Raw genomic sequence first — 25,984 nt, forward strand, 5'->3', positions numbered from 1 at the left:
GGGCGGGCCGTGAGTGCGGCTCGCCCTGACCGTCATCGAAAAGGAACGGAGTAGGCGTGGGCGTGCTGCTGCTCGTGGGGCTTGCCTGCTCCGGCATCCTGTTGCTGTTTGTGATGCGGGCATCTCCGCATGTCGCATTCGTCCTGTGGTGCGCGACCCTCTTCTTTGTGCCCGTGTGGATCGGGGTCTCGATCGGCCCGTTCTGGTCAGCGATAACCCTCATGACGGGCGCCGCTGTGGTGGCGTTCGGCCGCAACCTCACGCTGCTTCCCGTCGATGGCGTGGTCGCCATCCTCGTCTTCATGATGGTGGCCCAGTACGGGCTCAAGTTGGCCTCGCTCGCCACCGTGGTGATGGCGATGTCGGAGTGGATCCTGCCCTACATCCTTGGACGCCTCGTGCTGACGCGTCTGCCACACGCGTCCTTCGTGGACATCTTCGCCGCCTTTGTGGTGATCGCGGCGCTCTTGGGCGTGGTGGAGTTCGTCACGCACACGAACGTGTTCACACGGATCAGCGGGCCCGTGTCGGTGTCGCTGTATGAAACGTGGGGCACGTTGCAGGAACGCGGCGGGAACCTCCGCGTCGAGGGAGCTTTTGGACACTCCATCGCTTACGGGGTGACGCTGGCGATGGGAAGCGCCTTCGTGGTGGCGTCCCGGGCCAAAATCTGGATGAAGCTGATCGCTCTCTTGGTCATTACGGCGGCCGTCGCGGCGAGCCTGAGTCGACTCGGGCTGTTGACGCTGGCACTCACGGTGGGGCTGAGCCTGCTGCTGATGCCGGGGCTGGGGCGGCGCCTGCGCATCGGAATCTTGGTCTTGGGTGGGGGTGGGGCGGTCGCGCTCTTGCCCGCGCTCACGCGCATCCTTTCCGCGGCCGGGCAGGAGGCTTCGGGCAGTGCCGACTACCGCCTGGACCTCATGTCGTTGCTCAAGGTGGTGCGTCCCTGGGGTTCCGCCGAGGATTTCGTGGGACTCACCACCGGGGGGTCCTATCTTGGGGTGTTCGCGCGTTCCATCGACAATGCGGCGTTGGTGGCGGCGCTGCGGGTGGGATGGGTGGGAGCCGTCCTGCTCCTTGCGGTGGTGGGGTTCGCTGCGGTGCGCTTGCTGCGCCGCGGCGGAGCCAATCCGGCATCGATCGCCGTCGCGGCACAGATCCCCAGCCTGTTCACCGTCGCGTTCATCACACAGTTCGCCGTCGCGTTCTGGTTCCTTGTGGGGGTCGCGGTCTCCTGGCCGGTTCTAGGCCCGCTGACTAGGGGATCAAGGCGGAGGACGAATGAATAACTGCGTCTTGTGGCTATTATGCCTGTCGGAGGCACCCGCCCAAACTCGTCCGGACGGGCATTCACCCACCCCCGGGGTGCTTACCGCAATGGAGGAACTTCGACATGATGGCTGATTCCTCGTGGACCCTTGCCCGCATCTGGGCAGCCCTGAAGAAGATGTGGCTCGTCATCGGTCTCGCGACCGTTCTCGGCGCTGGCATCGCCTTCGGAATCTCACTCTCCACGACCCCCACCTACCTCTCACGAGCCACCCTGTACTTTTCGATCGGTCACGGAAACAGTGGCTCGGACCTGAACCAAGGCACGACCTACGCCCAAAACCAGATGCTGTCCTTTGCGCAGCTAGCTACCTCATCCCGCGTGCTTGACCCCGTCATCCAGAAGATGGGTCTCGACACGACGACGACGGCTTTGGCTCGGGATATCGACATCGTCACCCCTAACGACACGCTGATTTTGGAGATCCGAGCCACGGCCGCGTCTCCCGACAAGGCCGCGGCGCTGGCGAATGCGGTCGCCGCGAGCCTCTCCACGGTCGTCGACGACTTGTCTCCCAGTACCTCCGCCGGTAGTCCGTCCATCTCGGCGTCCCTGGTGGACAAAGCGGTTCCCCCTGAGTTTCAAACATCCCCCAACAAGCCACGGGACACGATCCTGGGTGCCCTGGTGGGTGCGGTCGTCGGCGTGGTTCTCAGCATCGTGTGGAGCCTGTTCGACAGCCGCATCCCCTCCGAAGCTGTCCTTCGGGGCGCCGTCGATGCCCCGACGCTGGGATCGGTCACGCGTGTCCCCGGTGCCGCCGGGAACGTGGGCCTCATCGTGACCCGTGATCCCTTGGGGCGAACGTCGGAGGAGTTCCGCCGGATTCGATCGGCGCTGTCGTATGCGGCCGTCGACCGACGCATGCGGCGGATCTTGATCACGTCGTCCTCCCCTGGGGAAGGCAAGTCGACGTTTGCCGCCAACCTGGCGCTCACGCTCGCGGCGCTCAAGAGCAGGGTGCTGCTGATCGACGCCGACTTGCGGCGTCCCCGGATCGCCGACGAGTTCGGCATCGAGGGAGCGATCGGCTTGACGACCGTCCTCGTGGGAGAGGTGTCGTTTGCGGACGCCAAGCTCTCGCGCCCTGGCACCACGCTGGATATCTTGCCTGCGGGGGCCGTCCCGCCGAATCCGGCTGAGTTGCTGACATCGGACGCCATGCAGGCCCTGCTGGAGGAGGCATCGGTCGACTACGACTACGTCGTCCTCGACGCACCGCCGATCTCGAGTGTCGCTGACGCGAACCTGATGTCTCCCCTCGTGGACGGTGCGATCGTCATCGTGGACGCGATGAAGACGCATCGATCGCAGTTGTCGGCGGCGTTGCAAAGCTTCCAAGCTGCTGGTGGACGCGTGATCGGTCTGGTCTTGAACCGGGCCCGGCGTCCCCGTCACACCGATGTCTACTACGCGGAGTGGGCCGCGCGGAACGCGAAGCAGTGATGCCGGTGCGTCATCCTGCTGGGGGCTGCAGGTGCCTCGCGTGAGCGATGGTTTGGCTCATTCCGCGGTACGAGGAGCGACCGTCACGCTCACGGCCCAGGGCGCGCGCATCCTCTTGCAACTGCTGTCGATCGTCGTGCTGTCTCGGCTCCTCACGCCGCACGACTACGGCTTGTTGACCATCGTCTTGGTGATGATCGGGATCGGTGAGATCTTCCGCGACTTTGGCCTGACCTCGGCCAGCGTCCAGGCCCCCGAACTGAGCTCAGCACAGCGGGACAATCTGTTTTGGATCAACACCGGCATTGGGGCCGTCCTGGCTTGCCTGATGTTCCTTGCGGCGTGGCCCATCCAGGCGGTGAGTCAGCAGCCGGAACTCCTCGGCATCGCGCAGGCGTTGTCCGCTATGTTCCTGTTCAATGGCCTGGCAACCCAATACCGCGCACAGCTCATGCGCAGCCTGCGTTTTGTGGCGCTCGCGATCGCGGACATCGCTGCTGCGACCCTGGCCTTGATCGTGGCCATCATCGCCGCGTACCAGGGTGCGGGCTACTGGGCGCTGGTGGCTCAGCAACTCACCTCCGGGCTGGTGCTGCTCGCCGCTTTGAGCATCCAGGGTCGCTGGCTTCCTGGCTGGTATTCGCGCAGCGCACCGGTGCGGGACATGCTGGTCTTTGGGTGGAATCTGGTCGCCACGAACCTCATCTCTTACGGGGCCTCACAGATCGACACGATTCTGGTCGCGTCCCGCTTCGGGACGACGTCGGTGGGCGTCTACAACCGCGCCTACCAACTCGTGATGACGCCGCTGTCGCAGATGCGCTCGCCGTTGACGAACGTGGCCTTGCCCATCCTGTCGCGCATTCAGGACGACAAGGAGCGCTTTGACGCCTTCGTCATCGGGGGACAGCTAGCGCTGGGTTACTGTTTCGGCATCCCTTTGCTGCTGGTGGCCGGGCTGGCGGATCCGTTGGTGCAGATCCTGCTCGGTCCGCAGTGGGCGCAGGCGGCGCCGTTCCTGCGGTGCTTCGCGATTGCGGGCCTGTTATCGACGCTGGCTTTCGTGGGCTATTGGACGTATGTGGCCCGGGGGCTAGCCAATCAACTGTTCCGCTACACGATGGTGGCCACGGCGATCAAGGTGATCTGCGTCGTGGTCGGCTCCTTCTTCGGGTTGGAGTGGATCGCCGTGGGATTCATGCTGGCCCCGGCGCTGGAGTGGCCCTTGTCGCTGTTTTGGCTGTCGCGCATTACGTCTTTCCCGGCGCGAAGCCTGTACGGGGGAGCTTTCCGTATCCTAACCGTGGCCGGATTGATGGGCGGGGTCGCTTGGCTCGGATCTATGCTGGTGGCTGATGCGAACCCCTGGGCTCAGGTGGGGGTGGGCGTGGGGGTGGCTCTGGTGGAGGCTCTTCTTCTGCTCGCCGTACCGTCCTTGCGGCGCGATCTTGGGACGCTGATGGGGTTCGCGCGTCTCGTCGTGAAGCGTCGAGGTTCCCGCAGTGAGGGGGCAGGTGTGCCGGAGCGATCCGCGAGTGACAGGGGGAGGAGTCGTTGATGTCACGCTTTGTTCTTTTTGTGTGTGCCCAGAACGTGTGTCGCTCGCCCCTGATGGAGACCGTGTTTCGTGAGGTCGCCCCACCTTCGTGGATGATCCGCAGCGCTGGCGTAGCGGCGCTGCCGGGGCAGCCGATGTGTGCGGTCGCCGGCGAGCAGGTCGCGGCGGGTCTGGGCTGGGGTGCCCCCGTTCCCCTTTCCCAACAGCCGTACGCTCCCGTAGCTGCGGGGTACGAGACTGCCTCACGGGAGCCCGCTCCCGAAGTTCAGGCGCCTGATGTTCCCTCTCCCGGGGCTGCACCCGAGCCCAACGTCGGGCAGGCACTCCTGCCGCCCTGGGCGGGGTGGGTCTCGGCCGCGGTCCAGCGAGAGGCCGTCCCCGCTGAGGAGCAGAACCCCGAGACGGACTCAGCAACAGTCGCTCTCCCGCTCCTTGCCGAAGGACACGAGTCGTCACCCGAGCAGGCTCACGAGGCCGAGGCCAGCGTCACATCGCTGTTGTCTTCGCCCGATGAGGGCCTGGACCTCACGGGTGAGGTGCGAAGCGAAGAGGAGCCTGAGCCCCTCGACGACACCGAACTCCTGGAGGAGACCGTTTCCGTTGAAGCGGCGGACCTCGTTGACGCGGCAGATTCCGTTGATCCGCATGGCGAGGAGGGTCCCGTCGACTGCGCCGATGCGGAGGCGCCGAAGGACGCGGCTTCACCAGCGCCCGCCGCGACGGAGGCCACCCAGTGGCCCGATGGGGTGGTGTCGGTCTGGGGCCCGCTGGCCGCTCCCGGGAGCGAGAAGCCCCTGGCTGGTGACACCTTGCCGGAGACACTCGGCGCTGAGGATGCGGAGCTCACCGAGATCCTTGACTTCGCCATCCCCGCCTTCGAACGGGTGGATCTGGCGCTGCCAGAGGGCCCCCTCGCCTTGGTCGAGGTGCCCAGCATGACGGCTCCCACGACAGCCGATGACGAGGAGCCCTGGCGTCCGCGCCGCGCCATGGCGCGCGCGTTCGAGCCTGATGAGTTCGAGGACGATGAGGAGGTGGATGTTCGCGTCGGGAGCCGTGCTTGGATCGAGCCCGACAGCGACCCCGCCTCCGATCCGGTTGCCGAGGGCAACCCCGAGCCAGATGCCGAGACCGCGTCTGATGACGAGGCCGAGATTGCTTCTGATGACGGGGCCGAGGCCGCTTTCGACTCAGAGCCCGAAGTAGAGGACACCATCCGGCTCGACCTCACCCAGAGGAAGGCGCTGATCACCGTGCAGGCGGCGCTGGAGGCACAGCGGACTCCGGCGATCGCGATCGACGTGGTGCCTGCGGCTCTAGAAGGCGCGCCCAGCACGGCCCTGGTGCTGGTCAGACGGTCATCGGTGCCAGCACGCGTGAGTGTGCCGCCGCGCAACGAACCGTGGTGGGATCTGCCGAAGCCCGGGGCGGTCACCACCGTGGTGGCGCTGACCGAGGTTGACGTCGTGATCTGGTCCGAGGATTCCCACGACCCGGAGGCGCCCGGTGAGGACGGAGACGACGTCCTGACGGAAGAGCGCTCCCAACGGGAAGCCGAACCTCACCTCACCGCAGCCTTGGAGGAGGATGCTGGGTCCGCCGACGCGGTGACCGTCGCCGAAGAGGCTGCCGAGCCCACTGACGCGGGCGTGGCGAGCGAGCGGGACGCCGAACACGGCGACGCTACGGAGCGTGAGATCCTCGCCGACGACCACACCGACCAGACCGAGGTCGAGGGTCGAGACGACACGAGCGAGAACGCTGACGCCGACGAATCCCGCGAGCGCGACGAACCGTGCGAGAGCGAGGAGTCGTGCGACAGCGACGTCGAGATCACCGTGGTCATGGCCAGCGACGTGATCGCCGAGGAGTTCCGTCGTCCTGACGCGGTCACGCAGGCCGTCACACGGGAGGAACCCGAGCATGAGGCGGCCTCGGATCCCACCGAGGAGCAGCAGGCGGAGACTGAGGCGCCATCAGGCGTCGACGAGACCCGCCCGCCCGAGTCGTGGGGTACGTGGGGTCGGAGTGTGGACCCGGGGCAGCCCCATCGCTCTGCGGTGCTCCAGGCCGAGGACGTGAAGCACGCGGACATCATCATCGTGGCCTCACGCGCCGAACGGTCGGAGGTGGCGCTGCTTGATCCGCTGGCGCGGGCACGAACCTTCACGCTCCGTGAGGCGCTGGCTTTGGGCGCGGCCCCGATCGTGATGGAGGAAGTGGATGAGGTCCGCGAGGTGCCGAGCGTCGACGCCAGCAACCCCATCAGCCTGTACGCGGCGATCCTGGATCGCCGCCGCGGCTCCGTTACCCCGCCCCAGCCCACGGGCCCGTGGTGGAAGCGCCGTGCACGCACCGATCCGTGGGACATCCCCGATGTTCATCAAGCTCCCGAGCGCGTGCACGTCTCCGGATTGAGGTCGGTGGCGCGAGAGACGCGCGAACTGGCTTCCCGCATGACCGTCTTTGCCCGCAGCATGGGCGACGAGGTCACGCCCTAAACGAGACAGCATCTCGCGTCGATGTGTGCGCGGCCCCGATCGGGCCTGCCGTCTCAGCCACCACCTGGGCCACTGCGCGGCCGTAGGCTGCGGGGTCGTGTCGATGGATTGCCTCGGCGCGCGCAGGCTCCAGGCCGGGAAGTATCGCGTCCCACGAGTCGGCGATGCGAGCGACCGCCGTGGCCAGTGCGTCCGCGGAACCGGCAGGGACGCCGAAGGCAGTCGCATAACCGTGCGTGGCCTCCCGAAGCCCGGAGGTCTCACTGACGACGACGGGGCGGGCGGCCAAGATGCCCTCCACCGCCGTGTTCCCGAAGGGCTCATCGAGCCGGGAGGGGACCACCACAATGTCGGCGGCGGAGAGGCCGGGCCACACGTCATCGACGAAACCGTGCAAGGTGACCGCGTCGGTGAGGTCGCTGGAGTGGATGAGTGAGAGCAGTTCCGCTTCGTACCATTCATAGCCCGGGAACACGGCGCCGTAGAGGTCGAGAGTGGCAGGCCTGCCCGCATCGCGAAGGAGGCGCAACGCTGACACGATGAGGTCGACGCCCTTGCGAGGAGAGAGGCGCCCGATGTAGGCGAGCCGGGGACCCGGCACCAACTCCGGCCTAGGTGGAGTGACGGTCTCTGGCCCCGGGACGGCATTGAGGATCACCTGAGATCGTGCTGCGAGGCAGGCGAAGGAGTCCGCCATCACCGCGAGGCTGAACCGACTATTGACGATGATGCGTTGCGCCGCCAAGAGTGGCGCATAGAGGACCCGCTTGAGCCAGGGGCGGGCCTGAGACTCGCCTTCATGCACATGCACGACGGTGGGGACGCGCCGCAACCGGGCCACCAACGGCCAGACCGGGATCGTGATCGTATTGACCAACACGACAGAGGGGGAGTGCCTGCGCAGCGCACCCCATGCGCCGATGACGCCCTTCGCCGCTGTGGTGAGCAATTCACCCCACCCGCGCGGACGCAGGAGGCGCTTGCGCAAAACGAACTGGGGGGCGAACTCCACCTCGGCGCGCTCCGCGGTCAGGGCAGCCACGAGCGGCCCTGGCGCCGGAAGCACCACGACGACGCGCCACCCCTCTCTGATCAGTCCCGTCACCGATCCCAGGAGGACGCGGTCCGAGCCATACAGTTCCGCCCCGGGGTGGACCACCAGCACGGTGTCAGGCGACGCCGCCTTCACGCCGTGGGGTCCGTCGAACGGTGAGCGTGTCGCGCAAGGGGGTGAATGCTGGCGCCACGAGCCAAACGCCGCGCGAGCCGCTCGTAGTCGTCGCACACGCCAGCCCAGGTGAACACCGACGAGACGCGCCGACGACCGGCATCCGCGAACTCCTGAGCCCGTGCGGGCTCTGTCTCGCTGGCGCGGAATTGAGGGGCCAGGTCGGCTGCGGTCGCAAAGAACCACCCCTGCCCGGCCAGGACTTCACGATTGAAGTTGACGTCGAAGGCCACCACTGGCGTCCCCGCACCCATCGCGCGCAGCAGCGAAGGGTTGGTTCCGCCGACAGAATGCCCGTGCACGTAGGTGTAGGCGTGAGCATAAAGCGCGTCCAGTGCGTCTTGGTCGTAGACCGCGCCGAGAAGGTGGATGCGCGGATCAGCCGCCGCGACGGTCTCGATGCGGCGCGTGTAGTCAGCGCTGTAGGGGGCGGCACCGACGACCACCAGAGGCTTGGTCGACTCGCTCGCGTGATAGCCCTCGACGATCTCCAGCACATGGTTCTCCGGCTCGAACCTCGCCACGACGAGGTGATACTCGCCCGGAGTGAAGCCCAAAGCGCGCACGGGAGCCGCATCGAGTTGCTCGATCACGGGGGCGCCATAGCGGATCAGCTCAGTCGGGACGCCGAACTCGGCGTCGTAATAGTCAGAGATGCCAGGAGCGTCCGCGATCAGAGCATCAGCACTACGGACGCCGAACCCTTCGGCCCACCGGTAGTACGACTTGCCGCGTGCCCCCCATTTCGAACGCTTCCACTCGATGCCATCCATGTGGAGCGCCACGGGGATGCCGCGGGCGCGCAGCAGGGGCACGAAGGGAGAGTTCGCCGCGTTGAAGACGAAAGCGGCGTCGGGTCGGTGGCGACTCACGGCATGCAGGACCGACAGCCCCGTATGGCTCAGGGTCTCGATCTGCTTGGCTGGCGCGGCGGGAAGGTGGACCAGATCCATGCCGAGGTAGGAACGCTGCCGGGAGGCGGCACCGCGCGTGTACACCGTGACGGAGTGCCCACGTTCGACGAGGCGGCGTCCAATCTCCTCAACCGCAGTCTCGAAGCCGCCGTAGGCGGCGGGCACGCCGCGCGTGCCGATCATGGCGATGGTGAGCGAAGCCGTGGGCTCCTGACCGGAGCCCGCCTGCGAGGTGTCGGTCCACAAGGACAGATCCTGGATGGCCATGAGATCAGTAGGCTCCTTCGGGCTTCAGCATGACGCCGACGGTGCGCCACATGATGCGCAGGTCGTCGAGCACCGACCAGTTCTCCACATAGTGCAGGTCGAGGCGGACGCTCTCATCCCAGGAGAGATTGCTGCGGCCACCCACCTGCCAGGGGCCGGTGATCCCTGGCTTGATGTAGAGGCGTCGGTAGACCCGACCGTCGTAGGTGGTCACCTCGCTGGGCAGGGGCGGACGCGGACCGACCACGCTCATGTCGCCGATGAAGACGTTCCAGAACTGGGGCAGTTCATCCAGGGAGTGCTTGCGCAGGATCCGGCCCACATGCGTGACGCGTGGATCGTTACGCATCTTGAACAAGGGCCCCGAGCCTTCGTTCTGGGCGAGCAGAAGGGCGCGCTCGGCGTCTGCGCCCACCCGCATCGAACGGAACTTCAGCATGTCGAACTCGCGCCCGTCGCGACCGACGCGCTTTTGGCGATAGAAGACGGGGCCGCCGTCGCCGAGTTTGATGATGATCGCGACCACCAGGGCGATCGGCAGCGTAACGAGCAGGGCCAACGACGACACGACGAGGTCGAAAGCTCGTTTGACGACGTGGGCGCCACCTTCGAAGGTGGGGATTTTCACCTGGATGAGGGGGAGCCCTTCCAGGGGGCGAAGCGAGATGCGTGGGCCCGCCACGTCCGCGAGCCGCCCCCCGATGACCAGTTCAGCGGCCGTCCCGACCATCTGCTGGCTGAGGCGCTGAACGAAGTCGGGATCCTCGTCGGGCTGGCTTGCCACGATGATGGCGTCGGCGCCGAGCCGGTGGGCTGTCGCGGCCGCGTCGTACACCGACCCCACGACCGGGTAGGCGTGCCCATCGACGGCAATCGAGGAGACGGGGCGATCCGACAAGCTGGCACCGACGACCTGATAGCCGAGTGCCCAGGTGGTGCCCAGGCGGCGCAGGACGAAAGCGACTTCGTCGTGGGCGCCGACAACGAAGGCGCGGGAAACGTACTCGCCGAAGCGGCGGCGGCGCAGCAGCCAGCGACGCCACAGCCAGCGTGACGCCAGCAAGACCAAGAGGCCAAAGGGAAGGGACACCAGCAACTGGGTCCGCAAGCCGGGCCACTGGAACACGATGAAGGCGATGGCCAGCAGTCCGAAGGCGAAGCCGGTGGCCTGCGCCACGCGGGTGTATTCGGTCACGCCGCTGCCGAAGAGTTCCGACTCCCTGGTGCCGAAGGCGCTCAGCGCGACGAGCCACCCGACGGAGGTGATGAGCGGAATGCGGGCGATGATCCCGGGATCTTCGGCGATGAGGTTCGGGTCAAGCATCTGGAGTCGCAGGACGGTCGAGAACACGCAGAACGCAATGATGATGGCGGCGTCGCTGATCCACAGATTCAGGCGGTAACGACGCTCCCACCTACGTCGGCGCTCGAGCACCGGAGACGTCCGAGGGGAGCGACGTGCCTCGCTCGCATACCCACTTGACCGCAGCGGCACCTCCGACCGGGGCGTGGCAACAGCCCGGAAAGCGGACGTCAAGTCGCCACCGGCGCGACGGTGTTCTTCGGGTATCAAGCGAGTCGTCATTCATTCCCCCACGTTCCGCGTCGGCCGCAAGCACAGTGCGCGCGGGTCCATCGCGACCGGCGGTGAGGAACACAAAAGACACGGGCCTAGTGACGAGTGGGCCGTGACGTGCTAGCCCCCGAGGGGCGGGATGTGACGCTTCTAGGGATAGTAGCGTGCTGCGCCATACTCGGCAACGGGGAGCAATACCCCTCCCGGGTGACAAGGAAAAACGCCCCGGTGCCTCCCCGCGACACCGGGGCTGGGCACGATGCAAGGCCCAGCGAAAAGCAGTGAAGACGCCCCAGGCGGGGGCCTTAGAACCGGACGAAGTCGGCCGCCGCAACGTAGCTGGCGGCGAAGGTCACCGCACACAGCCGCAAGGCGTCGCGACCCGGCAGGAACTTTGCGTGATGCAAGCCGACCCCCTCGACGGGTCCGGTCCCAATGAAGCTCATGAGGGAAGGCACCGAGTCGCCATACTCGGAGAAGTCGTCCGAGCCGCATGACCGGAACGGCTCGCCTGCCACCGGGATACCGAGGCCCGTCAGGGCGGCGTCCGTCCTTTCCACCAGGGGTTCACTGTTGACCAAGGCGGGGCCGCCGCGCCGGAAGGCAACCGAGGCGGATGCCCCCCGCGCGAAGGCGAGGCCCTCGGCTAGTCGCGTCATGGCGCCTTGCAACGCCGCGCGATCCGCCTCGTGGAACGTCCGCATCGTTCCGGTACACGTGGCCGTGTCGGCGATGACATTGTCGGCGGTGCCGCCGCGGATGGTGCCCACCGACACCACGCTGGAGTGAATCGGGTTGATGACCCGTGCCTGCGTCTCGGGCAGTGCGGCGATGATCGTGGCCAGGGTGGTGATGGGGTCAACCGCGAGGTGCGGGTAGGCGCCATGCCCACCCCGGCCAGTGACGGTGATCTGGAAGGTATCGAACGCCGCATTGACCGGCCCGGCACCAGTCGACACGACCCCGCGCTCGACCGCCGGCTGGACGTGGACCCCCACCATCGCGGCGATGTTCTCGTCTTCCAGCAGGCCGGACGCGACCACGTCGGTCGCACCAGGGGGGTTGCACTCCTCGCGCGGCTGCAAGATCGGAACCAGCCCCACCGGGAGGGGGGCGTCGGCGTCCTGGATGGCGGCGAGCAGGGCCCACAAGCCGGCGATGTGGACGTCGTGCCCGCAGGCATGCATGATGCCGCGGCGCTGGGAGGCCCACTCGACCTCCGTGGCCTCGGTGATCGGGAGGGCGTCGAGTTCTGCACGCAGGCCCACCGCAGGGCCGGCAGGGCCCAGTCGCCCGAAGGCACCCGTCTCCGCGACCGGAAGCCAGTCGATCCACGGAGCCGCAGCCGTCACGGCGTCGCGGGTGTCGGATTCGTCGCCGCCGAGGTGCGGATCAGCGTGAATCGCACGCCGTAAGGATGCGGCTTCGGGGAGGACGGCATCGATTCCGGCAACGAGGTGGGCGAGAAGGTCTTCGGTCACCCGTTCACCCTAGTCCGGTGCGCGCAGCGCCACGATGGCGTCCGGAAGTCCGCGTGCGGCAACCTCGGAGGGAGTGCGCGGGCCGGGGAGAATGGCGGCGGCACGCGCCTGCAGGGACGCCGCCATGGCGCCCGCGCGCCAGGCATCCAGGCCTGCGGCGAGCAGCGCTCCGGCGATTCCGGCCAAGGTGTCACCCGACCCCGCCGTGGCGCTCCAGGCGGGACCGGGTTCCGCGATCATCGCAGCGCCATCGGGGCGGACGCAGTACTGGGTCGCCCCTTTGAGGAGGACGGTGGCGCCGGTGCGCCGCACGGCAGTACGGGCGTGCGCGAGGGGATCCGCCTCCACGTCATGACGGTCCACGCTCAGCAGCCGAGCCAACTCCCCGGCATGGGGGGTGAGGAGGCAGCCTGGGGGCAGCGTCGCAGGGAGCCCGGTGAGGGCGCCAGCGTCAATCACCGTGGGGACGCGGTCGCGGAGCCGGTGCTCCAGGCGCGCCGCATCGGCCGAAGGCCACCCCGAACCGCAGACCCAGGCCTGCACGCGTCCCGGAGCCAGCGGATCCAGTGGCGCGACAACGCTCGGGAACGCAGCCAGGACGCTTTCGCGCGCCGGGCCCGCATAGCGCACCATCCCGGCCCCAGTGTGGAGGGCACCATCCACCCCCAGCAGCGCCGCGCCCGGGTAGGCGAGTGAGCCCGTGTCCAGGCCGACCACGCCGCGCGAATACTTGTCACTGCGGGGTCCGGGCCACGGGTACCACGACCGCACGTCATCGGCGGTGATCCGCCAGGTGCCCGTCATCGCGACCGGGACGCCGATGTCGACGAGTTCGACGCGTCCGCACGCCGAGGCGGCCGGTTCGGCGACGTGGGCGAGCTTGCGGGCGATGAAGGTGACGGTGACGTCGGCGGCGAAACTCGGGTGCGCGATCACCGAGTCGGCGACCAGACCCGACGGGAGATCGACCGCCACCACCGGGATGTGAGCCTCGGACGCAGCCCGTGCCACTGCGAGGGCGGCATCGGGCAGGCCGGGCCTCCCGCCCAGGCCTGCCAGCCCGTCGATGATCACCCCAACACCGGACGCCAGCGTCAGGGCTGCCCCGGCGTCCACCACGACGGCACCGGCCTGGAGCGCTGCTGCCAGGCCGTCCTCATGGGTTCGTTCGACGACTGGCCACACCCACAACGGCACGGACCGGCCCAGCAGGTCAGGCAGGTCCGCAGCCGCGAAGAGGGCGTCACCCGCATTGTTTCCCGGGCCGGCCACGACCAGGACGCCCCACGATTCACGACCGGTCAGCAGCCGCGCCGTCTGATGCGCGACGGCCTCGGCGGCCCGCCCCATGAGGTCGCCACCCGGGTGGGCGGAAAACCAGTCGGCCTCGGCGGCACGGATGGCGGCGGCGGTGATGATCGGCTCCATGCCCGCACCCTATGCCCCGGTGTCAGCGCAGGATCGCCGCGTTGAGCCACTCCTCGTTGACCCCCAGACCCTCCACCAGCGCGATCGCCTGCTCACTGAGGGCGGCACTGATGTCGAGGACCGCCTGGCTGATGGCCTTGGCTCGCGTGTTGTCGATGCGCTCGTGCTCCAGCAGCCATCCCTTGTTCTCCTCCAGCACGGTCAGCGCATAGAGGTCGCAGACCTGAATGAGGATCGAGCGCACATACGGGTCGCCGACCCGCTCGATGGCGGCGGTGAACGCCTCCAAGACCACGCGGTCGATGTGGGCCGTGGCTACCGCGATCATGTGCTCCTGGCAGGCGTTCGTGGCGGCGAAGGCGTCGGCGGCGGGTGCCTTGCTCGCGGCGCGCATGCGCCGGGCCAGGCTCTGCAGGATGTGGCGCTCCCGATCTTGGAAAACTGACACGTGCCAGCCGCGCGCCCGTAGTTGCGCGGCCTCGGGGCGCCGGGCTGCGCTCGCGATCAGCCGGTCGAGCAGGGCCCGTCCGGTGGTGTGTTCCACCACCGCCTCGCCGACCATCCGGGCCGTGGCTTGCGCTGTGCCGCGCAGATCCATGTCCCCCCATGTTTGGGCGTACCCCTGGAGCAGCGATTTGGCCACCAACTGCAACAAGACGGTGTTGTCTCCTTCGAAGGTCGCAAACACGTCCGCGTCCTGGCGGACCAAGGTGATGCCGTTCTCGCTGAGGAAGCCGGCGCCCCCGCACGCCTCGCGGCACTCCTGGATGGTGTCGGTTGCCCACCGGGTGAGGGTGGCCTTCATGCCGGCAGCGCGGCTCTCCAACTCGCGAGCTGCCGCCGGATCGGCGCCATGAGCGTCGGTGACGCGCTGCAACTGCTCCATCAGGTCGTTCATGGCGAAGCCGTAGGCGTAGGCCTTGGCGATGTTGGGCAGGAGGCGTCGCTGGTGGGTCTGGTAGTCGATCAGCCGGATTTCGGGGCCAAGCCCAGGCATCCGGAACTGGGTGCGTCGCAGTGCGTAGCGCGTCGCGATCGACAGTGCCTTGCGCGCGCCGCTGGCGGCGCCACCGCCCACACAAATGCGTCCGCGCACGAGCGTGCCCAGCATGGTGAAGAACCGCGCATTCTTGCTGGCGATGGGGGAGTCGTAGGTGCCAGCGTCGTTGATCCCTCCGTAGCGGTTGAGCAACTGGCGTCGCGGAATGCGGACGTGGTCGAACCCGATCGTGCCGTTGTCGACCCCCAGCAGACCGCCCTTGTGGCCCTGGTCGCCGATCGTGACCCCCGGGGCGGGCTGGTGGTCGTCGTCGCGGATCTGCACCAAAGCCACGTGGACGCCCTGGTTCTCCCCATCAGCGATCAACTGCCCGAACACAGCCGCCCAGCGGCCATCTCGGGCGGCGTTGCCGATGTAGGCCTTGTGGGCCAGGGGGTGGGGGGAGTGCACCTCGAACTCATCGGAGTCGGGCAGGTAGGTGAGGGTCGTTTCGATGCTTTGCACATCAGACCCGTGGCCGAGTTCGGTCATGGCGAAGCATCCGGTGAGCGTTCCTTGCATCGCGCCGGGAAGGAAGGTCTCGTGATGCCAGGTGGTGCCGAGGTTCGTGATCGCCCCGCCGAACAGGCCGTGCTGGACGCCCGACTTGATCGTGAGGCTCAGATCCCCCATGGCCAGCATCTCGAACTGCGCCACGGATTCGGCCTGCGTTCCGTTTCCCCCTTGGGCGGCGGGGAAACCTGCGGTCAGGAAGCCCCGCCCCACCAGGGCGAGCATCTTCTCCAGCACCCACTCCCTGGCTTCCTCCATCGACCAAGCCGGATCCCGGACGACGTCTGTGGCCGTCACGGTGTCGCGCCAGCGCTGCTTGAGGTCGTGGAACGGGCCATCCAGGGCGCGGCGAAGGCCTTCGCCGGTGGCAGAGAGGCGTTCGGGGGTGGGAGGGGCGCTCGGCGAGCCGGGGGCCGCACCAGTGACATGCGAGATGGTTGTGGTCATGGTTGAGGACTCCTTCGTCATTCCATGGTGTGGTGAGGGGTTGGCGTCTGAGCGTCGAAGGCCGGGGTGAAGAGGTCGCCGATGAAGGTGACGATGTCGGGACGCGGGCGGCGCAGGTCGGTCAGGATCCAGCGATCGGCGACGGCCCAGATGAAGCCGACGAGCCCGTGACCCCACGTGTTGGCCGGTGAAGGGTCAAGGCCCTTGTCGCGAAGCCAGTCGGCCAGCGTCGCCGAGACCTGGTCGCCGATGCGATTGGTGATCCCCAAGACGGGATCGGCGGTGCCGCCGGGGCGGGCGGTGACGAAGCGGTAGATCTCGCCGTCGACCTCGACGACGCGCAGGTAGGCGTCGGCGAGGTGTTCCACCAGGTCACGGGGGGAACGGCGTTGGTTCCACACGTCGCTGAGGTTGCCCCAGATGAACGCGTGGACCGACTCCACCACCGCCTCATACAGGCCGTTGCGGTCGCCGAAGTGCCGGTAGTAAACGGTTTTGGAGGTGCCTGCCTCGGCGGCGATGTCGTCCATGCCGACGCTGTGGCCGTGGTGGCGAATGGCGCGGAGAGCGGCCTCCACGAGTTCACGCCGCCGGGTGGCGTTGTGCCGGGCCCACCGCGTCGTGCGGCCATCCACCGAGATCGTCATGTCTAGCAGGGTATACGACACTTGAGGTACCTGCTACCGTCGGTTTCGATCAGTTCTACTCAGCGACGAGGAGCAGCATGACCGAACGCACCGCCGTCATCGTGGGCGGCAATCGCATCCCCTTCGTCAAGGCGGGCGGCGCCTACGCGCAGGCGTCCAGCATCGCCATGCTCAGTGCCGCCCTGGACGGGCTCGTCGCACGGTTCGGGTTGGCCGGGACGACGATCGGCGAGGTCGTCGCCGGGGCGGTCTTGAAGCACTCCCGCGACATCAACCTCACGCGCGAAGCCGTCCTCGGCTCGGCGCTGTCTCCCCACACGCCCGCCTGCGACCTCCAGCAAGCCTGCGGCACCGGCCTGGAGGCGGTCATCTACGCGGCCAACAAGATCCGGTTGGGGCAGGCGGACACCGCCATCGCCGGTGGCGTTGATAGCGCCTCGGATGCCCCCATCGTGGTGGGCGAAGGCCTGCGCCGCGCCCTGCTGCGCGCGAACCGCTCCCGGACGCTGCCGCAACGCCTCGCAGCGCTCAGTTCGCTGCGGCCAGCCGACCTCATGCCCGTGCCTCCGGCCGTCGTCGAGCCACGGACCGGGCTCAGCATGGGCGAAAGCCAAGCCCTCACGAACGCGCGCTGGGAGATCAGCCGTGAAGCCCAAGACGAACTCGCGCTGACCTCGCACCAACGGCTGGCCGACGCCTGGGACTCGGGCTTTTTCGACGACCTGGTGACGCCGTACCTGAAGGTGACCCGCGACGGGCTGCTGCGTCCGGACACGACCCTGGAGAAGCTCGCCAAACTCAAGCCCGTCTTCGGCGGCGCGCACGGGACCATGACGGCAGGAAACTCCACCGCCTTGACCGACGGCGCGGCCGTGGTCTTGCTCGCCGATCGCGGATACGCGGACGCGCATCATTGGCCCGCATTGGCCAGCGTCGTCGATGCACAGGTCGCGGCCACGGACTACGTGACCGGGGAAGAAGACCTCCTTCTCGCCCCCACCCGCGCCCTCCCCGTCCTGCTCGAACGCCAGGGGATGACCTTGGCCGACTTCGACGTCATCGAGATCCATGAGGCGTTCGCGGGCACCGTCTTGGCCACCTTGGCCGCTTGGGAGAAGTCCGGGCTTGGCACCGTGGATCGCGCCAAGCTCAACGTGCTGGGCAGTTCCCTCGCCGCAGGCCACCCCTTCGCAGCTACGGGCGGCCGGATTGTGGCCACGACAGCCAAACGCCTGCACCAGTGCGGCCCCGGTTCTCGTGGCCTCATCTCCATCTGCGCCGCTGGGGGCATCGGCGTCGTCGCGATCCTGGAGGGATGCTGACATGAGCTTGGTCGAAAACCTGTTCCATTCGTCCCTGGGTAAGAAGGTGGCCGCCAAGGTGGGGCTGCCCGAGTCGCCCACCCTGCGGCGTGGCCGGGTCGGGCCGTTGGGGGAGATCCTTCTCGCCGAACTACCTGGCGGCGGCGTCGTGGCAGCCACGTTGGCAGCGATCGGCGTCACCCCTGGCGTCCCCCTGCGCGACACGCCCGACAGCCGCACACCCGACGAGAAGGGACGCCCGCAGCCGCCCCGCTACGAGCGGCGTCCCGGTGCGCTGGTGATCGACGCCACCGGCGTGCGCACCATCGCCGCGTTGGAGGACCTGCGACAGGTGCTGCGTCCGATCATGAAGCGCCTGGAACGATCCGGGCGCGTCATCGTGGTCGCGACCGATGCGCGCGACGTCAACGGCCTGGAGGCCAAGGCCGTCGCGCAGGGGATCGACGGCATCAACCGCACCGTGGCCAAAGAACTGCGTGAGGGGGCAACCGCCAACCTCATCGTCGTGCGCGCCGATGCTCAGCCCGGCGACCTGGCCTCCACACTGTCGTTCCTCCTGCAGGGCCGCTCGGCGTTCGTGGATGGCCAAACGTGGCGGGTCGCTCCCTGCAAGCCAGGCGACACCGTGGACGCCGACTATGACCCCGCCCGCCCCTTCGCTGGACGGATCGTCGTCGTCACCGGTGCCGCCCGCGGGATCGGAGCGGCGATCGCGGCCACGTTCGCACGCGATGGGGCTGGGATCGTGGTGGTGGACATCCCGGCGGCCGGCGACGCCTTGGCCGCCGTCGCCAACGACCTGCGTGGATCAGCGCTGCAACTCGACATCACTGCCCCCGACGCTGGCGAGCGCATCGCCGCGCACGTGGCCCAGGTTCACGGGCCCCATGCGAGGATCTGGGCGATCGTTCACAACGCCGGAATCACCCGAGACAGGCTCCTGGCCAATCTCGACGAAGCGCAGTGGGGGGCCGTCCTTCACGTGAATCTGGGCGCAGAGATCGCGATGAACGAGGTGCTGCTCACCGATCGCCCCGGTGGCGGTGGTTTGGGGGAGCGCTCCCGAATCGTCGGCATCGCCTCCACGTCGGGGGTCGCCGGGAACAAGGGGCAAACCAACTATGCGGCCTCCAAGGCCGGGGTCATGGGGTTGGTGTGGGCTGAATCCGCCGCGCTGGCCGACCGTCCGACCACGATCAACGCCGTCGCTCCCGGCTTCATCGAGACCGACATGACGGCGGCGATCCCCTTCGTGCAGCGGGAAGTCTTCCGTCGCACCAACTCGCTGTCCCAGGGCGGGCTGCCGGTCGATGTCGCCGAGACGATCGCCTACCTGTGCGATCCCGCCTCCGGCGGTGTGGACGGACAGGTCGTGCGGGTGTGCGGCCAGAACCTCGTGGGTGCCTGATGGCTGAGGTTCTCTACCCGGATCTTCCCGCTGGCGGCCCCCTGCTGCTGAGGTCGCTGGTGCGCGTTGGGGGGCGCCCGCGACGCGTGAGCGCGCTGCCACCGACCGTCGTCCGTGTGCGGGGGCATCGCCAGGATGTGGCGCGACTGGCCCGCTACGACGAGGTGTGCGGGTACACGTTGCGCGATGCGGTGTCGCCGACGTGGATCCACGTGTTGACCTTTGGGTTACAACTGGCGTTGATGAGCCAACGGGATTTCCCGTTCGGGCTCGCTGGGCTCGTCCACGTCTCCAATGACATGACGCTGCTGGCACCCATCCACGTCGCCGACCCCCTGGACCTGTCGGTGCGGGCGTCAGGGCTGGCGCCGCATCGACGCGGAGCAACGTTCGACCTGCTGGGCGAAGCCCAAGTGGACGGCCAGGTGGTGTGGCAGGGGAGGAGTACCTACCTCGCGCGGGGCGTGGCGGTGCCCGGTGAGCCGGAGCCACGCATGCGTGCGAAGGATCCGGGCGTCCGCGACAGCCAGGCGTGGCGGCTTCCCGCCGATCTCGGGCGCCGCTATGCCGCCGTCTCGGGCGACGTCAACCCCATTCACCTGTCCGCGCTCGCCGCGCGCGCCTTCGGCTTCCCGTCGATGATCGTTCACGGAATGTGGACGCATGCACGCGCCCTGGCCGCCCTAGAGGGGCGGCTGGGGACCACCTATCGAGTCGCGGTCGACTTCACCAAGCCGATCCCGCTGCCTGGCCGGGTCGGGTTCGCGGCGCAGGAGGATGGGGACGGGATACGGTTCGCCGTCCGATCCCGCAGCGGGACCGCGTGCCTCCTGGGTGACGTCACACACCCTTGAACTGCCGTGAGGGGGCCGCGTCACGAGGCCAGGTGGGCCATCACTACCCAAGCGACCAGGGCTTACGCCTGGATCGGTCCCAGCCATAGGGCGGCCGCGGTGGCGTGTGCCGACTCAGGGTCGCTGGGGTGGAACATCCCCGCCAACACATCACGGTAGAGGCGCGACAGTTCGTTGCGGGTGAAGTAGGACGACCCGCCAGCTACCAGCATGGCGTCGTCCACGACATGCTTGCTCATCACCACGGCGCGATGCTTCAACCCGGACAGTGAGAAGAACCAGGACGCCCCCCGATCCGCGACGGCGTCCACGTCGTGCGCGATGGTCGCGATCTGCATGGGAAGGGCGTCGTAGGCCAGCGCCATGTCGGCGATGCGCCAACGGATGTCGGGGTCTTGGCTGTATGTGGTGCCCGACTTCTTGGAGCGGCGGGCCTGGACCGTCGCGACAGCCAAGTCGAGGGCGCGCCGGGCGATGCCGGTGTACACCGACGCGAGCAGAACTTCGAACACGCTGAAGATGCCGAACACGATCGGATCCGGGTTCGGGCCCGGCGCCACCGAGCGGACGACGCGATCCGCGGGGGCCACGACGCCATGGAGTTCGGTGGTGCGGCTCTGGGAGCCCCGCATGCCGAGGGTGTCCCAGTCGTCGCGGGTCACGACCTGCTCGGTACGGGGAACGAACGCGTACACCAGCTTCGGGTCGTCCGGGTCGCTGGTGTCGAGGCCGTGGAGGCCCAGGTGGTTCCATACCGGGGCCAGCGAGGTGAAGATCTTGGTACCGGTGAAGGCGTAGCCGCCGTCGGCTTGCGGGACGGCTTGGGTGTCGCTGCCGAACAGCACCAGGTCGTTACCTGCTTCGCTGATGCCGAACGCGAACACGTCACCGGCCGCGGCGCCCGTCTGGACGAACGCCAGGTCGTCGATGCCGCGATCCTGCATCACCTTCGCCACGCCCGTCCACACCAGGTGCATGTTGATCGACAAGGCGGTGGCGGGTGCTGCGCTCGCGAGCCGCTGCTGGAGCACCGCGGCCTGCTCTAGCCCTAACCCGAAACCGCCGCGATCAGTGGGGACGAGGATCCGCAGGTAGCCCGCTTCGTGCAGTTCGGCCAGATCCTGCTCGGGGAACACGTTGTCGGCGTCCACCTGTGCTGCGCGCGAACGGATGCGCTCTAGGAGGTCGTCGGGCAGGTAGAGGGTCGGGTCGAAGGTCGCAGAGGTCATGGGGCCATTCTCTCTCCCGACCTCGGGGAGGACCAGGCGCCGCCCACGCCGTGCGCCCGCTATGCCTCGGCGGGGCGAGGGCGGCCCTAAGCTGGCCGCCATGCCGCGCATCATTCACACCGGCCAAGCGCTCGTGGACGCCACCGCGATGGTTCCGGCGCTGCCGGATCAAGGCCAGAACGTGATGGCTCAGGGCTGGTCGCAGCAGGCCGGGGGAGCCGTGAACATCCTGGTCGCCGCCGCGCGGTCGGGGGCGGCATGCGTCCACGCTGGGGCGATCGGCACCGGACCCAACGGCGACTTGATCCGCGAGGCGCTGGCCCAGGCTGGTGTGGAGTGGTCGGCACCGGTCATCGTCGACACCGACACCGCCTTGTGCATCGTCTTGGTGGAGCCGTCGGGGGAGCGCACCTTCGTCACGACCCTGGGGGCTGAGCGGCACCTCAGCGTGGCAGCGCTGGCCGCGAGCGCCCCGGCCGCCGCTGACCTGGTATGCGTGAGCGGTTACTCGCTGGCTGTGCCCTCAACGCGCGACCCCCTCCTCACCTGGTTGGCGGGTCTTCCCGCAGGGGTGGGCGTGGTCGTGGATCCGGGCGCCGTCTTCGCGGGGCTCCCCGCCAAGGTGCGGGAGGCCGTGCTCGCACGCACCACAGTGTGGACCTCCAATCAGGAGGAAGCCGAAGCGCTGGTGGGTTCAGCGTCCATGGCGGAGGCGGCAACGCGCATCGCGGCGCTGCTCCCGGCAGGTGCGGCCAGCATCGTCCGGGATGGCCCGGCAGGCTGCGCGGTTCATGCTGGGGACGCCGTGGCCGTCGTGCCCGGCTACCCCCAAGAACCCGTCGACACCAACGGTGCTGGGGACGCCCACACCGGGGTGCTTGTCGCCGAACGGGCCGCCGGAACCGATTGGGTGGAGGCCTGTCGCCGCGCCAACGTTGCGGGGGCGATCAAAGTGACCCGGCGCGGGCCCGCGACCGCACCCACCTCCGCCGAAATCGATGCCTTCTTGGCTGCCGAGGCTGCCGCAGCGGACCACGTCACTGCCTGAAGGCGCGACGGCGATGCGCTGACGATCTGGCAGCGGTGCGGTCGGCCTACCACGCGGCGGTGCGTTCGGCCCGCTGGTCAAGCCCCCGCGATGTCGGGGGTCGGTGACGGCCAGCCGTGCAGAACGATCTTGCCGACCGTGCCCCCGGTCTCTACCAAGGCATGCGCTTCCCGCAACGTCTTTGCCGTGATCGGGCTGAGCGTGCGGGTCACCGTGGTGCGGAGGCGCCCCTCGTCCACGAGATCGGCGACACGGTCGAGGAGTCGATGCTGCTCGATCATGTCGCGGGTGTGAAACAGGGGCCGAGTGAACATCAGTTCCCAATGCCAGGTGATGCTGCGCTCCTTGAGGGGAGCGACGTCGCGAGCGCCATCGTCGATCGCCGTGATCTGTCCGCCGGGCCGCACGATCTGGGCATACAGGGGGAGTTGCCCTTCTGAATGGGCGGTGAACAACCAATCAACCCCCTGCGGGACGATCGCGAGGACCTCGGCGGCAAGATCGTGGCGATGGTTGACCGTGAACTCGGCTCCCAGGGCCGTAGCCCAGCCGGCACGCTCGGCGTCCGAAGCCGTCGCGATGACGCGCACGCCGGGCAGTAGCGCTTCGGCGAGTTGCAGCATGATCGATCCGACACCGCCGGTCGCGCCCACCACCAACAGCGTCCCGGTGCTCTGCGCGTCGAGGTTGAAGCGGTCGAACAGGGTTTCCCAGGCAGTGATGGCCGTCAGCGGCAAGGCGGCGGCGTCAGCGAAAGTCAACCGGGCGGGTTTGCGTCCGACGATGCGCTCATCCGCCAACTGGAGGCGCTGATTCGACCCTGGCCGGTCGATGCTCCCCGCGTAAAACACCTCGTCGCCGGGCTGGAATAGAGTCACCTGCTCCCCGACGGCCCGCACGACCCCAGCCGCATCAAAGCCGAGAACCCGGAACCCGCCGGAGGGGGCCCCTGCACGCAGTTTGACGTCCACAGGATTAACCGACACCGCTGCTACCTCGACCAGGAGATCATGCGGTCCCGGGGCGGGAGCCTCAACGGTTCGTTCGATCAGACTGTCCTCAGCCGAAGCGGGCAGGTTGTCGTGGTAGCCGATGGCCGTTGTCGAGATCATGTGAAGAGCGTTCCCGAAGGGACCCGGTTACCGTCAAGGGAGATTGGTAACCGATGGGTACCATGGCGTCATGGTTGAGACCTCCGATGTGTGTGGCCGTAACGACGTGTATGCGGCGATGTGCCCTTGCCGGGACATGCTCAGCCTGCTCGCGAACAAGTGGAGCGCCCTTGCTCTCGGAGCTTTGGATGGTGGGCCGCAACGCTTTGGTGATCTTCGCAGACGCCTGGAGGGGGTCAGCCCGAAGGTGCTCTCGCAGACGTTGAAGCGCCTGGAAGAGCACGCGCTACTCACCCGTACGGTGTACGCGCAAGTGCCCGCCCGGGTGGACTATGAACTCACAGACCTGGGCCACAGCGCCGCTGAGCCGCTGAGGCATCTGCGCGACTGGGTCGAGGCTCACACCTCACGGGATTGATCGCCCGTCAGGGTCTTTGCTCGACTCTCCGCTAGTCCTCCCCTGCGAGGGGCGATGCTGGTAGTTCTGCGAACTTCGCGGCCATCGTGGGATTGTGGCGCGTCAGCTTCTTGATCGTGACGTCTTGCGCCTTGTCGTTGGCGAGGCGCAAGTTGCGTTGGGACCCCTGGAGCGCCTCCTTCGCCTTCTGGAGCCGGTCGATGGACTTGTCGATCTCCTCGATGGCGGTCTGGAAGCGGCGCGAGGCAAGATCATAGTTCCGCCCGAACCCTGCCTTGAATGTCTCCAGTTCGTTCTCAAAGTTGGTGATATCGACATTTTGCGCCTTCACCAATTCCAACTCGGCCTTGTATTCGAGGGCCTTCATGGAAGCGTTGCGCAAGACCGTGATCATCTGAATGAAAAACTGCGGTCGGATGACGTACATCTTCTGGAAGCGGTGTGACACGTCCACGATGCCGGTATTGTAAAGCTCGTTATCTGGCTCGAGTAATGAGACAAGTACTGCGTATTCGCATCCTTTCTCGACGCGATCCTTGTCGAGTTCCTTGAGGAAGTCTTCGTTCTTATGCTTGGTTGCGGTTTCGTCGCTCTCGTTCTTCATCTCGAACATGATCGACACGATCTCAGTTCCGGATTCGCCGGAGTCGCGGAAGATGTAGTCGCCCTTGCTCCCGCTGCGAGCGTCGTTGTCCTTCTCGAAGTAGGCGCGGGGGAAAGCTGTGGACCTGATCTTGTTGAACTCGATCTCGCAATGCTGTTCCAGCGTCTCGCCCACCATCTTGGTGGAGAGTCGGGCCTTCATGTCGCGCAGGCGTTCGATCGCGTCGTCGCGGTCTTTGAGCTGTGTCTCGTACTTGTCTTTCAGGGACGTTTCAGCGAGTTGCTTCTCAAGTTCCACCCTGGCAAGGCCGTTCTTCAGCTCGTCGCGCTCCTTCTCGACGGCCGCGAGCGACTGCGTCAGCTCCAGCTTCCGGGCCACCTCGGCGGTCTCAAGCCTCGAGCGCAGGCCCTGGATCTCCGCATCCTTGGTCGCGGATTCCTTGTGGAGCTCGGCCGTCAACTTAGCCTCAGCTAGCTGGATGGCGGCAACCTTCTCTTGCCGTGCGTTCTCCAGATCGGCGGCCAGGGCGTCTCGTTCCTTCTGGACTGCGGAAAGGGCCCGGGTGACCTCCAGTTCCTTAGCGACATCGGCGGCGTCAAGCAATGCTTTCAACTCATGGATCTGCGCTTCCTTTGCGGCAGCGGTTGCGCGGAGTTCCCCGGCCGCCTTTGTCTCTGCCAGCTCGACCGCCTTATTCTTCTCCTGGTCGGCCAGCGCTAGGCGTTCACGTAGTTGCTTGTCGAATTCATTGTCGCGCACCTGTCGTGCGATGTCGGCGTAGCCCGCCTCGTCTATGGTGAATGTTTGACCGCAGTGTGGGCATTTGATCTCGTGCATGGTGAGGCCCCTTCCGTGTTCTAGTGATGCGCTCGGTAAAGATGGACTGAACAGTTCTCTTGCGAGGAGAGTTGAGATGTGGCAGGTGTGGGGTGCGGTCTGAGCGTGCGTTCGGGCCGGTCGCCTGGGCGACACGAGAGTCTTTGAGCGTTCGGTACTGAGAGGCCTGCGGTGTGCCTCGGATCGCCCTGGGGCGAGGCGCCGTTCAAGATGCCTCGACCTCGCCGAGGTATCGAGCGCTTCGATGGCGTGCGCACCATGCTTCCCTTCAGTGAACGAGGCTCGTGCCGCTGCGAGCGAGCCCCGTGTCTGCCTAACATCGATGGGAAAATCGCGACGGCTGGTGCTGGAGTGAGTGATGGCGCCATCGCCTTGCTTGCGCCTACCTTTTGGCGTTCGCCCTCCTGGTGTGCGCCACAAACATAGCTGACGGTGAAGGGGCTACGTTGGCTTTCCGCGATATGCGTGGGGAACGTGAAAAGAGGGGCATGTATCAAACGGCTACGTGATACATGCCCCTCTTGAGTGGACCTACGGGGACTGTTTTCGAAACTTGCCCCGCGGCTCCGACGTGCACTGATGGTCGTTCGATCGGTCCGGCGACGTCCGATCGGGGGCGAGGCGCGCTCGTTCCGTGAGACGCACCAGGTTATTCGGCTCATCCGAATCCAGGGTGTAGTCGGGTCTGAACCCGCCGGTCTCGAGCAGGGATCTGGCGATGTAGTTGGTCAGGTTGCGGAACCCCAGCGCCGAGCCGCGCAGGTGCTCGAGCCT

At 67.2% G+C, this 25,984-nt stretch carries 20 protein-coding genes; 9 read left to right on the forward strand and 11 right to left on the reverse strand.

What is annotated here, in order from left to right; translation table 11 throughout:
* Positions 1-56: 56 nt before the first annotated feature.
* The 4 genes from C1706_RS07825 to C1706_RS07840 all read left to right on the forward strand — a co-directional run bounded on the left by C1706_RS07825 (position 57) and on the right by C1706_RS07840 (position 6,838).
* Positions 57-1,292, forward strand: a complete 1,236-nt coding sequence (locus tag C1706_RS07825) for a hypothetical protein (RefSeq protein ID WP_129458662.1) — start codon at positions 57-59, stop codon at positions 1,290-1,292.
* Positions 1,293-1,396: 104 nt separating this feature from the next.
* On the forward strand, positions 1,397-2,779 hold the full coding sequence (locus C1706_RS07830; protein WP_206661033.1) for a tyrosine-protein kinase domain-containing protein: 1,383 nt from the start codon (positions 1,397-1,399) through the stop codon (positions 2,777-2,779).
* A gap of 40 nt (positions 2,780-2,819) precedes the next feature.
* Positions 2,820-4,337 carry a lipopolysaccharide biosynthesis protein gene (locus tag C1706_RS07835; RefSeq protein ID WP_241653488.1) on the forward strand — a complete coding sequence of 506 codons (1,518 nt, stop codon included), beginning with the start codon at positions 2,820-2,822 and terminating at the stop codon, positions 4,335-4,337.
* Positions 4,337-6,838, forward strand: a complete 2,502-nt coding sequence (locus C1706_RS07840) for an arsenate reductase/protein-tyrosine-phosphatase family protein (protein ID WP_129458664.1) — start codon at positions 4,337-4,339, stop codon at positions 6,836-6,838. Before C1706_RS07835 ends, C1706_RS07840 begins: the two co-directional genes overlap by 1 nt.
* On the opposite strand, the gene C1706_RS07845 is transcribed toward C1706_RS07840, so the two are convergent.
* The 7 genes from C1706_RS07845 to C1706_RS07875 all read right to left on the reverse strand — a co-directional run bounded on the left by C1706_RS07845 (position 6,828) and on the right by C1706_RS07875 (position 16,378).
* Positions 6,828-8,027, reverse strand: coding sequence for a glycosyltransferase (locus C1706_RS07845; RefSeq protein ID WP_129458665.1), 1,200 nt, complete (start codon positions 8,025-8,027; stop codon positions 6,828-6,830). The genes C1706_RS07840 and C1706_RS07845 overlap by 11 nt on opposite strands.
* The gene (locus C1706_RS07850) at positions 8,024-9,247 is read right to left on the reverse strand and encodes a glycosyltransferase (protein WP_206661034.1); all 1,224 of its coding nucleotides are present in this window, start codon (positions 9,245-9,247) and stop codon (positions 8,024-8,026) included. The genes C1706_RS07845 and C1706_RS07850 overlap by 4 nt, the downstream gene beginning before the upstream one ends.
* A 4-nt stretch (positions 9,248-9,251) precedes the next feature.
* A complete protein-coding gene (locus C1706_RS07855; RefSeq protein WP_206661035.1) occupies positions 9,252-10,682 on the reverse strand; it encodes a sugar transferase in 1,431 nt (476 codons plus the stop codon).
* A 446-nt stretch (positions 10,683-11,128) separates the two neighbouring features.
* Entirely contained in the window at positions 11,129-12,304 is a 1,176-nt protein-coding gene (locus C1706_RS07860; RefSeq protein WP_129458666.1) for a M20 metallopeptidase family protein, read from the reverse strand.
* A 9-nt stretch (positions 12,305-12,313) separates the two neighbouring features.
* Complete coding sequence (locus C1706_RS07865; RefSeq protein ID WP_129458667.1) at positions 12,314-13,732, reverse strand: bifunctional ADP-dependent NAD(P)H-hydrate dehydratase/NAD(P)H-hydrate epimerase; 1,419 nt, start codon at positions 13,730-13,732, stop codon at positions 12,314-12,316.
* 22 nt (positions 13,733-13,754) lie between these two features.
* The gene (locus tag C1706_RS07870) at positions 13,755-15,731 is read right to left on the reverse strand and encodes an acyl-CoA dehydrogenase family protein (RefSeq protein ID WP_129458668.1); all 1,977 of its coding nucleotides are present in this window, start codon (positions 15,729-15,731) and stop codon (positions 13,755-13,757) included.
* A gap of 17 nt (positions 15,732-15,748) precedes the next feature.
* The gene (locus tag C1706_RS07875) at positions 15,749-16,378 is read right to left on the reverse strand and encodes a TetR/AcrR family transcriptional regulator (RefSeq protein ID WP_129458669.1); all 630 of its coding nucleotides are present in this window, start codon (positions 16,376-16,378) and stop codon (positions 15,749-15,751) included.
* Between the two features lie 77 nt (positions 16,379-16,455).
* Here C1706_RS07875 and C1706_RS07880 point away from each other — a divergent pair, with 77 nt between their 5' ends.
* Genes C1706_RS07880 through C1706_RS14975 form a run of 3 tightly spaced genes read left to right on the forward strand, consistent with a single transcriptional unit; the run spans position 16,456 to position 19,962 of the window.
* On the forward strand, positions 16,456-17,700 hold the full coding sequence (locus C1706_RS07880; protein WP_129458670.1) for an acetyl-CoA C-acetyltransferase: 1,245 nt from the start codon (positions 16,456-16,458) through the stop codon (positions 17,698-17,700).
* Between the two features lies 1 nt (position 17,701).
* Entirely contained in the window at positions 17,702-19,108 is a 1,407-nt protein-coding gene (locus tag C1706_RS07885) for a 3-oxoacyl-ACP reductase (RefSeq protein ID WP_129458671.1), read from the forward strand.
* Positions 19,108-19,962, forward strand: a complete 855-nt coding sequence (locus C1706_RS14975; protein WP_129458672.1) for a MaoC/PaaZ C-terminal domain-containing protein — start codon at positions 19,108-19,110, stop codon at positions 19,960-19,962. The genes C1706_RS07885 and C1706_RS14975 overlap by 1 nt, the downstream gene beginning before the upstream one ends.
* A gap of 62 nt (positions 19,963-20,024) precedes the next feature.
* Here the strand turns inward: C1706_RS14975 and C1706_RS07895 are convergent, their stop codons facing one another.
* On the reverse strand, positions 20,025-21,191 hold the full coding sequence (locus tag C1706_RS07895) for an acyl-CoA dehydrogenase family protein (RefSeq protein WP_129458673.1): 1,167 nt from the start codon (positions 21,189-21,191) through the stop codon (positions 20,025-20,027).
* Positions 21,192-21,291: 100 nt separating this feature from the next.
* Between C1706_RS07895 and C1706_RS07900 the strand changes: the two genes are divergently transcribed.
* On the forward strand, positions 21,292-22,239 hold the full coding sequence (locus C1706_RS07900; protein WP_129458674.1) for a PfkB family carbohydrate kinase: 948 nt from the start codon (positions 21,292-21,294) through the stop codon (positions 22,237-22,239).
* A gap of 77 nt (positions 22,240-22,316) precedes the next feature.
* On the opposite strand, the gene C1706_RS07905 is transcribed toward C1706_RS07900, so the two are convergent.
* Positions 22,317-23,351, reverse strand: a complete 1,035-nt coding sequence (locus tag C1706_RS07905; RefSeq protein ID WP_129458675.1) for a zinc-binding alcohol dehydrogenase family protein — start codon at positions 23,349-23,351, stop codon at positions 22,317-22,319.
* 70 nt (positions 23,352-23,421) lie between these two features.
* Here C1706_RS07905 and C1706_RS07910 point away from each other — a divergent pair, with 70 nt between their 5' ends.
* Entirely contained in the window at positions 23,422-23,769 is a 348-nt protein-coding gene (locus C1706_RS07910) for a winged helix-turn-helix transcriptional regulator (protein WP_129458676.1), read from the forward strand.
* Between the two features lie 31 nt (positions 23,770-23,800).
* Here the strand turns inward: C1706_RS07910 and C1706_RS07915 are convergent, their stop codons facing one another.
* Together C1706_RS07915 and C1706_RS14355 are read right to left on the reverse strand one after the other, a co-directional pair.
* Positions 23,801-25,210 carry a DUF2130 domain-containing protein gene (locus C1706_RS07915; protein WP_129458677.1) on the reverse strand — a complete coding sequence of 470 codons (1,410 nt, stop codon included), beginning with the start codon at positions 25,208-25,210 and terminating at the stop codon, positions 23,801-23,803.
* 531 nt (positions 25,211-25,741) lie between these two features.
* A partial coding sequence (locus C1706_RS14355) for a hypothetical protein (protein WP_206661047.1) occupies positions 25,742-25,984 on the reverse strand: 243 nt, incomplete at its 5' end.

The organism is Propioniciclava flava, assembly GCF_004126535.1.
Classification (GTDB): domain Bacteria; phylum Actinomycetota; class Actinomycetes; order Propionibacteriales; family Propionibacteriaceae; genus Propioniciclava; species Propioniciclava flava.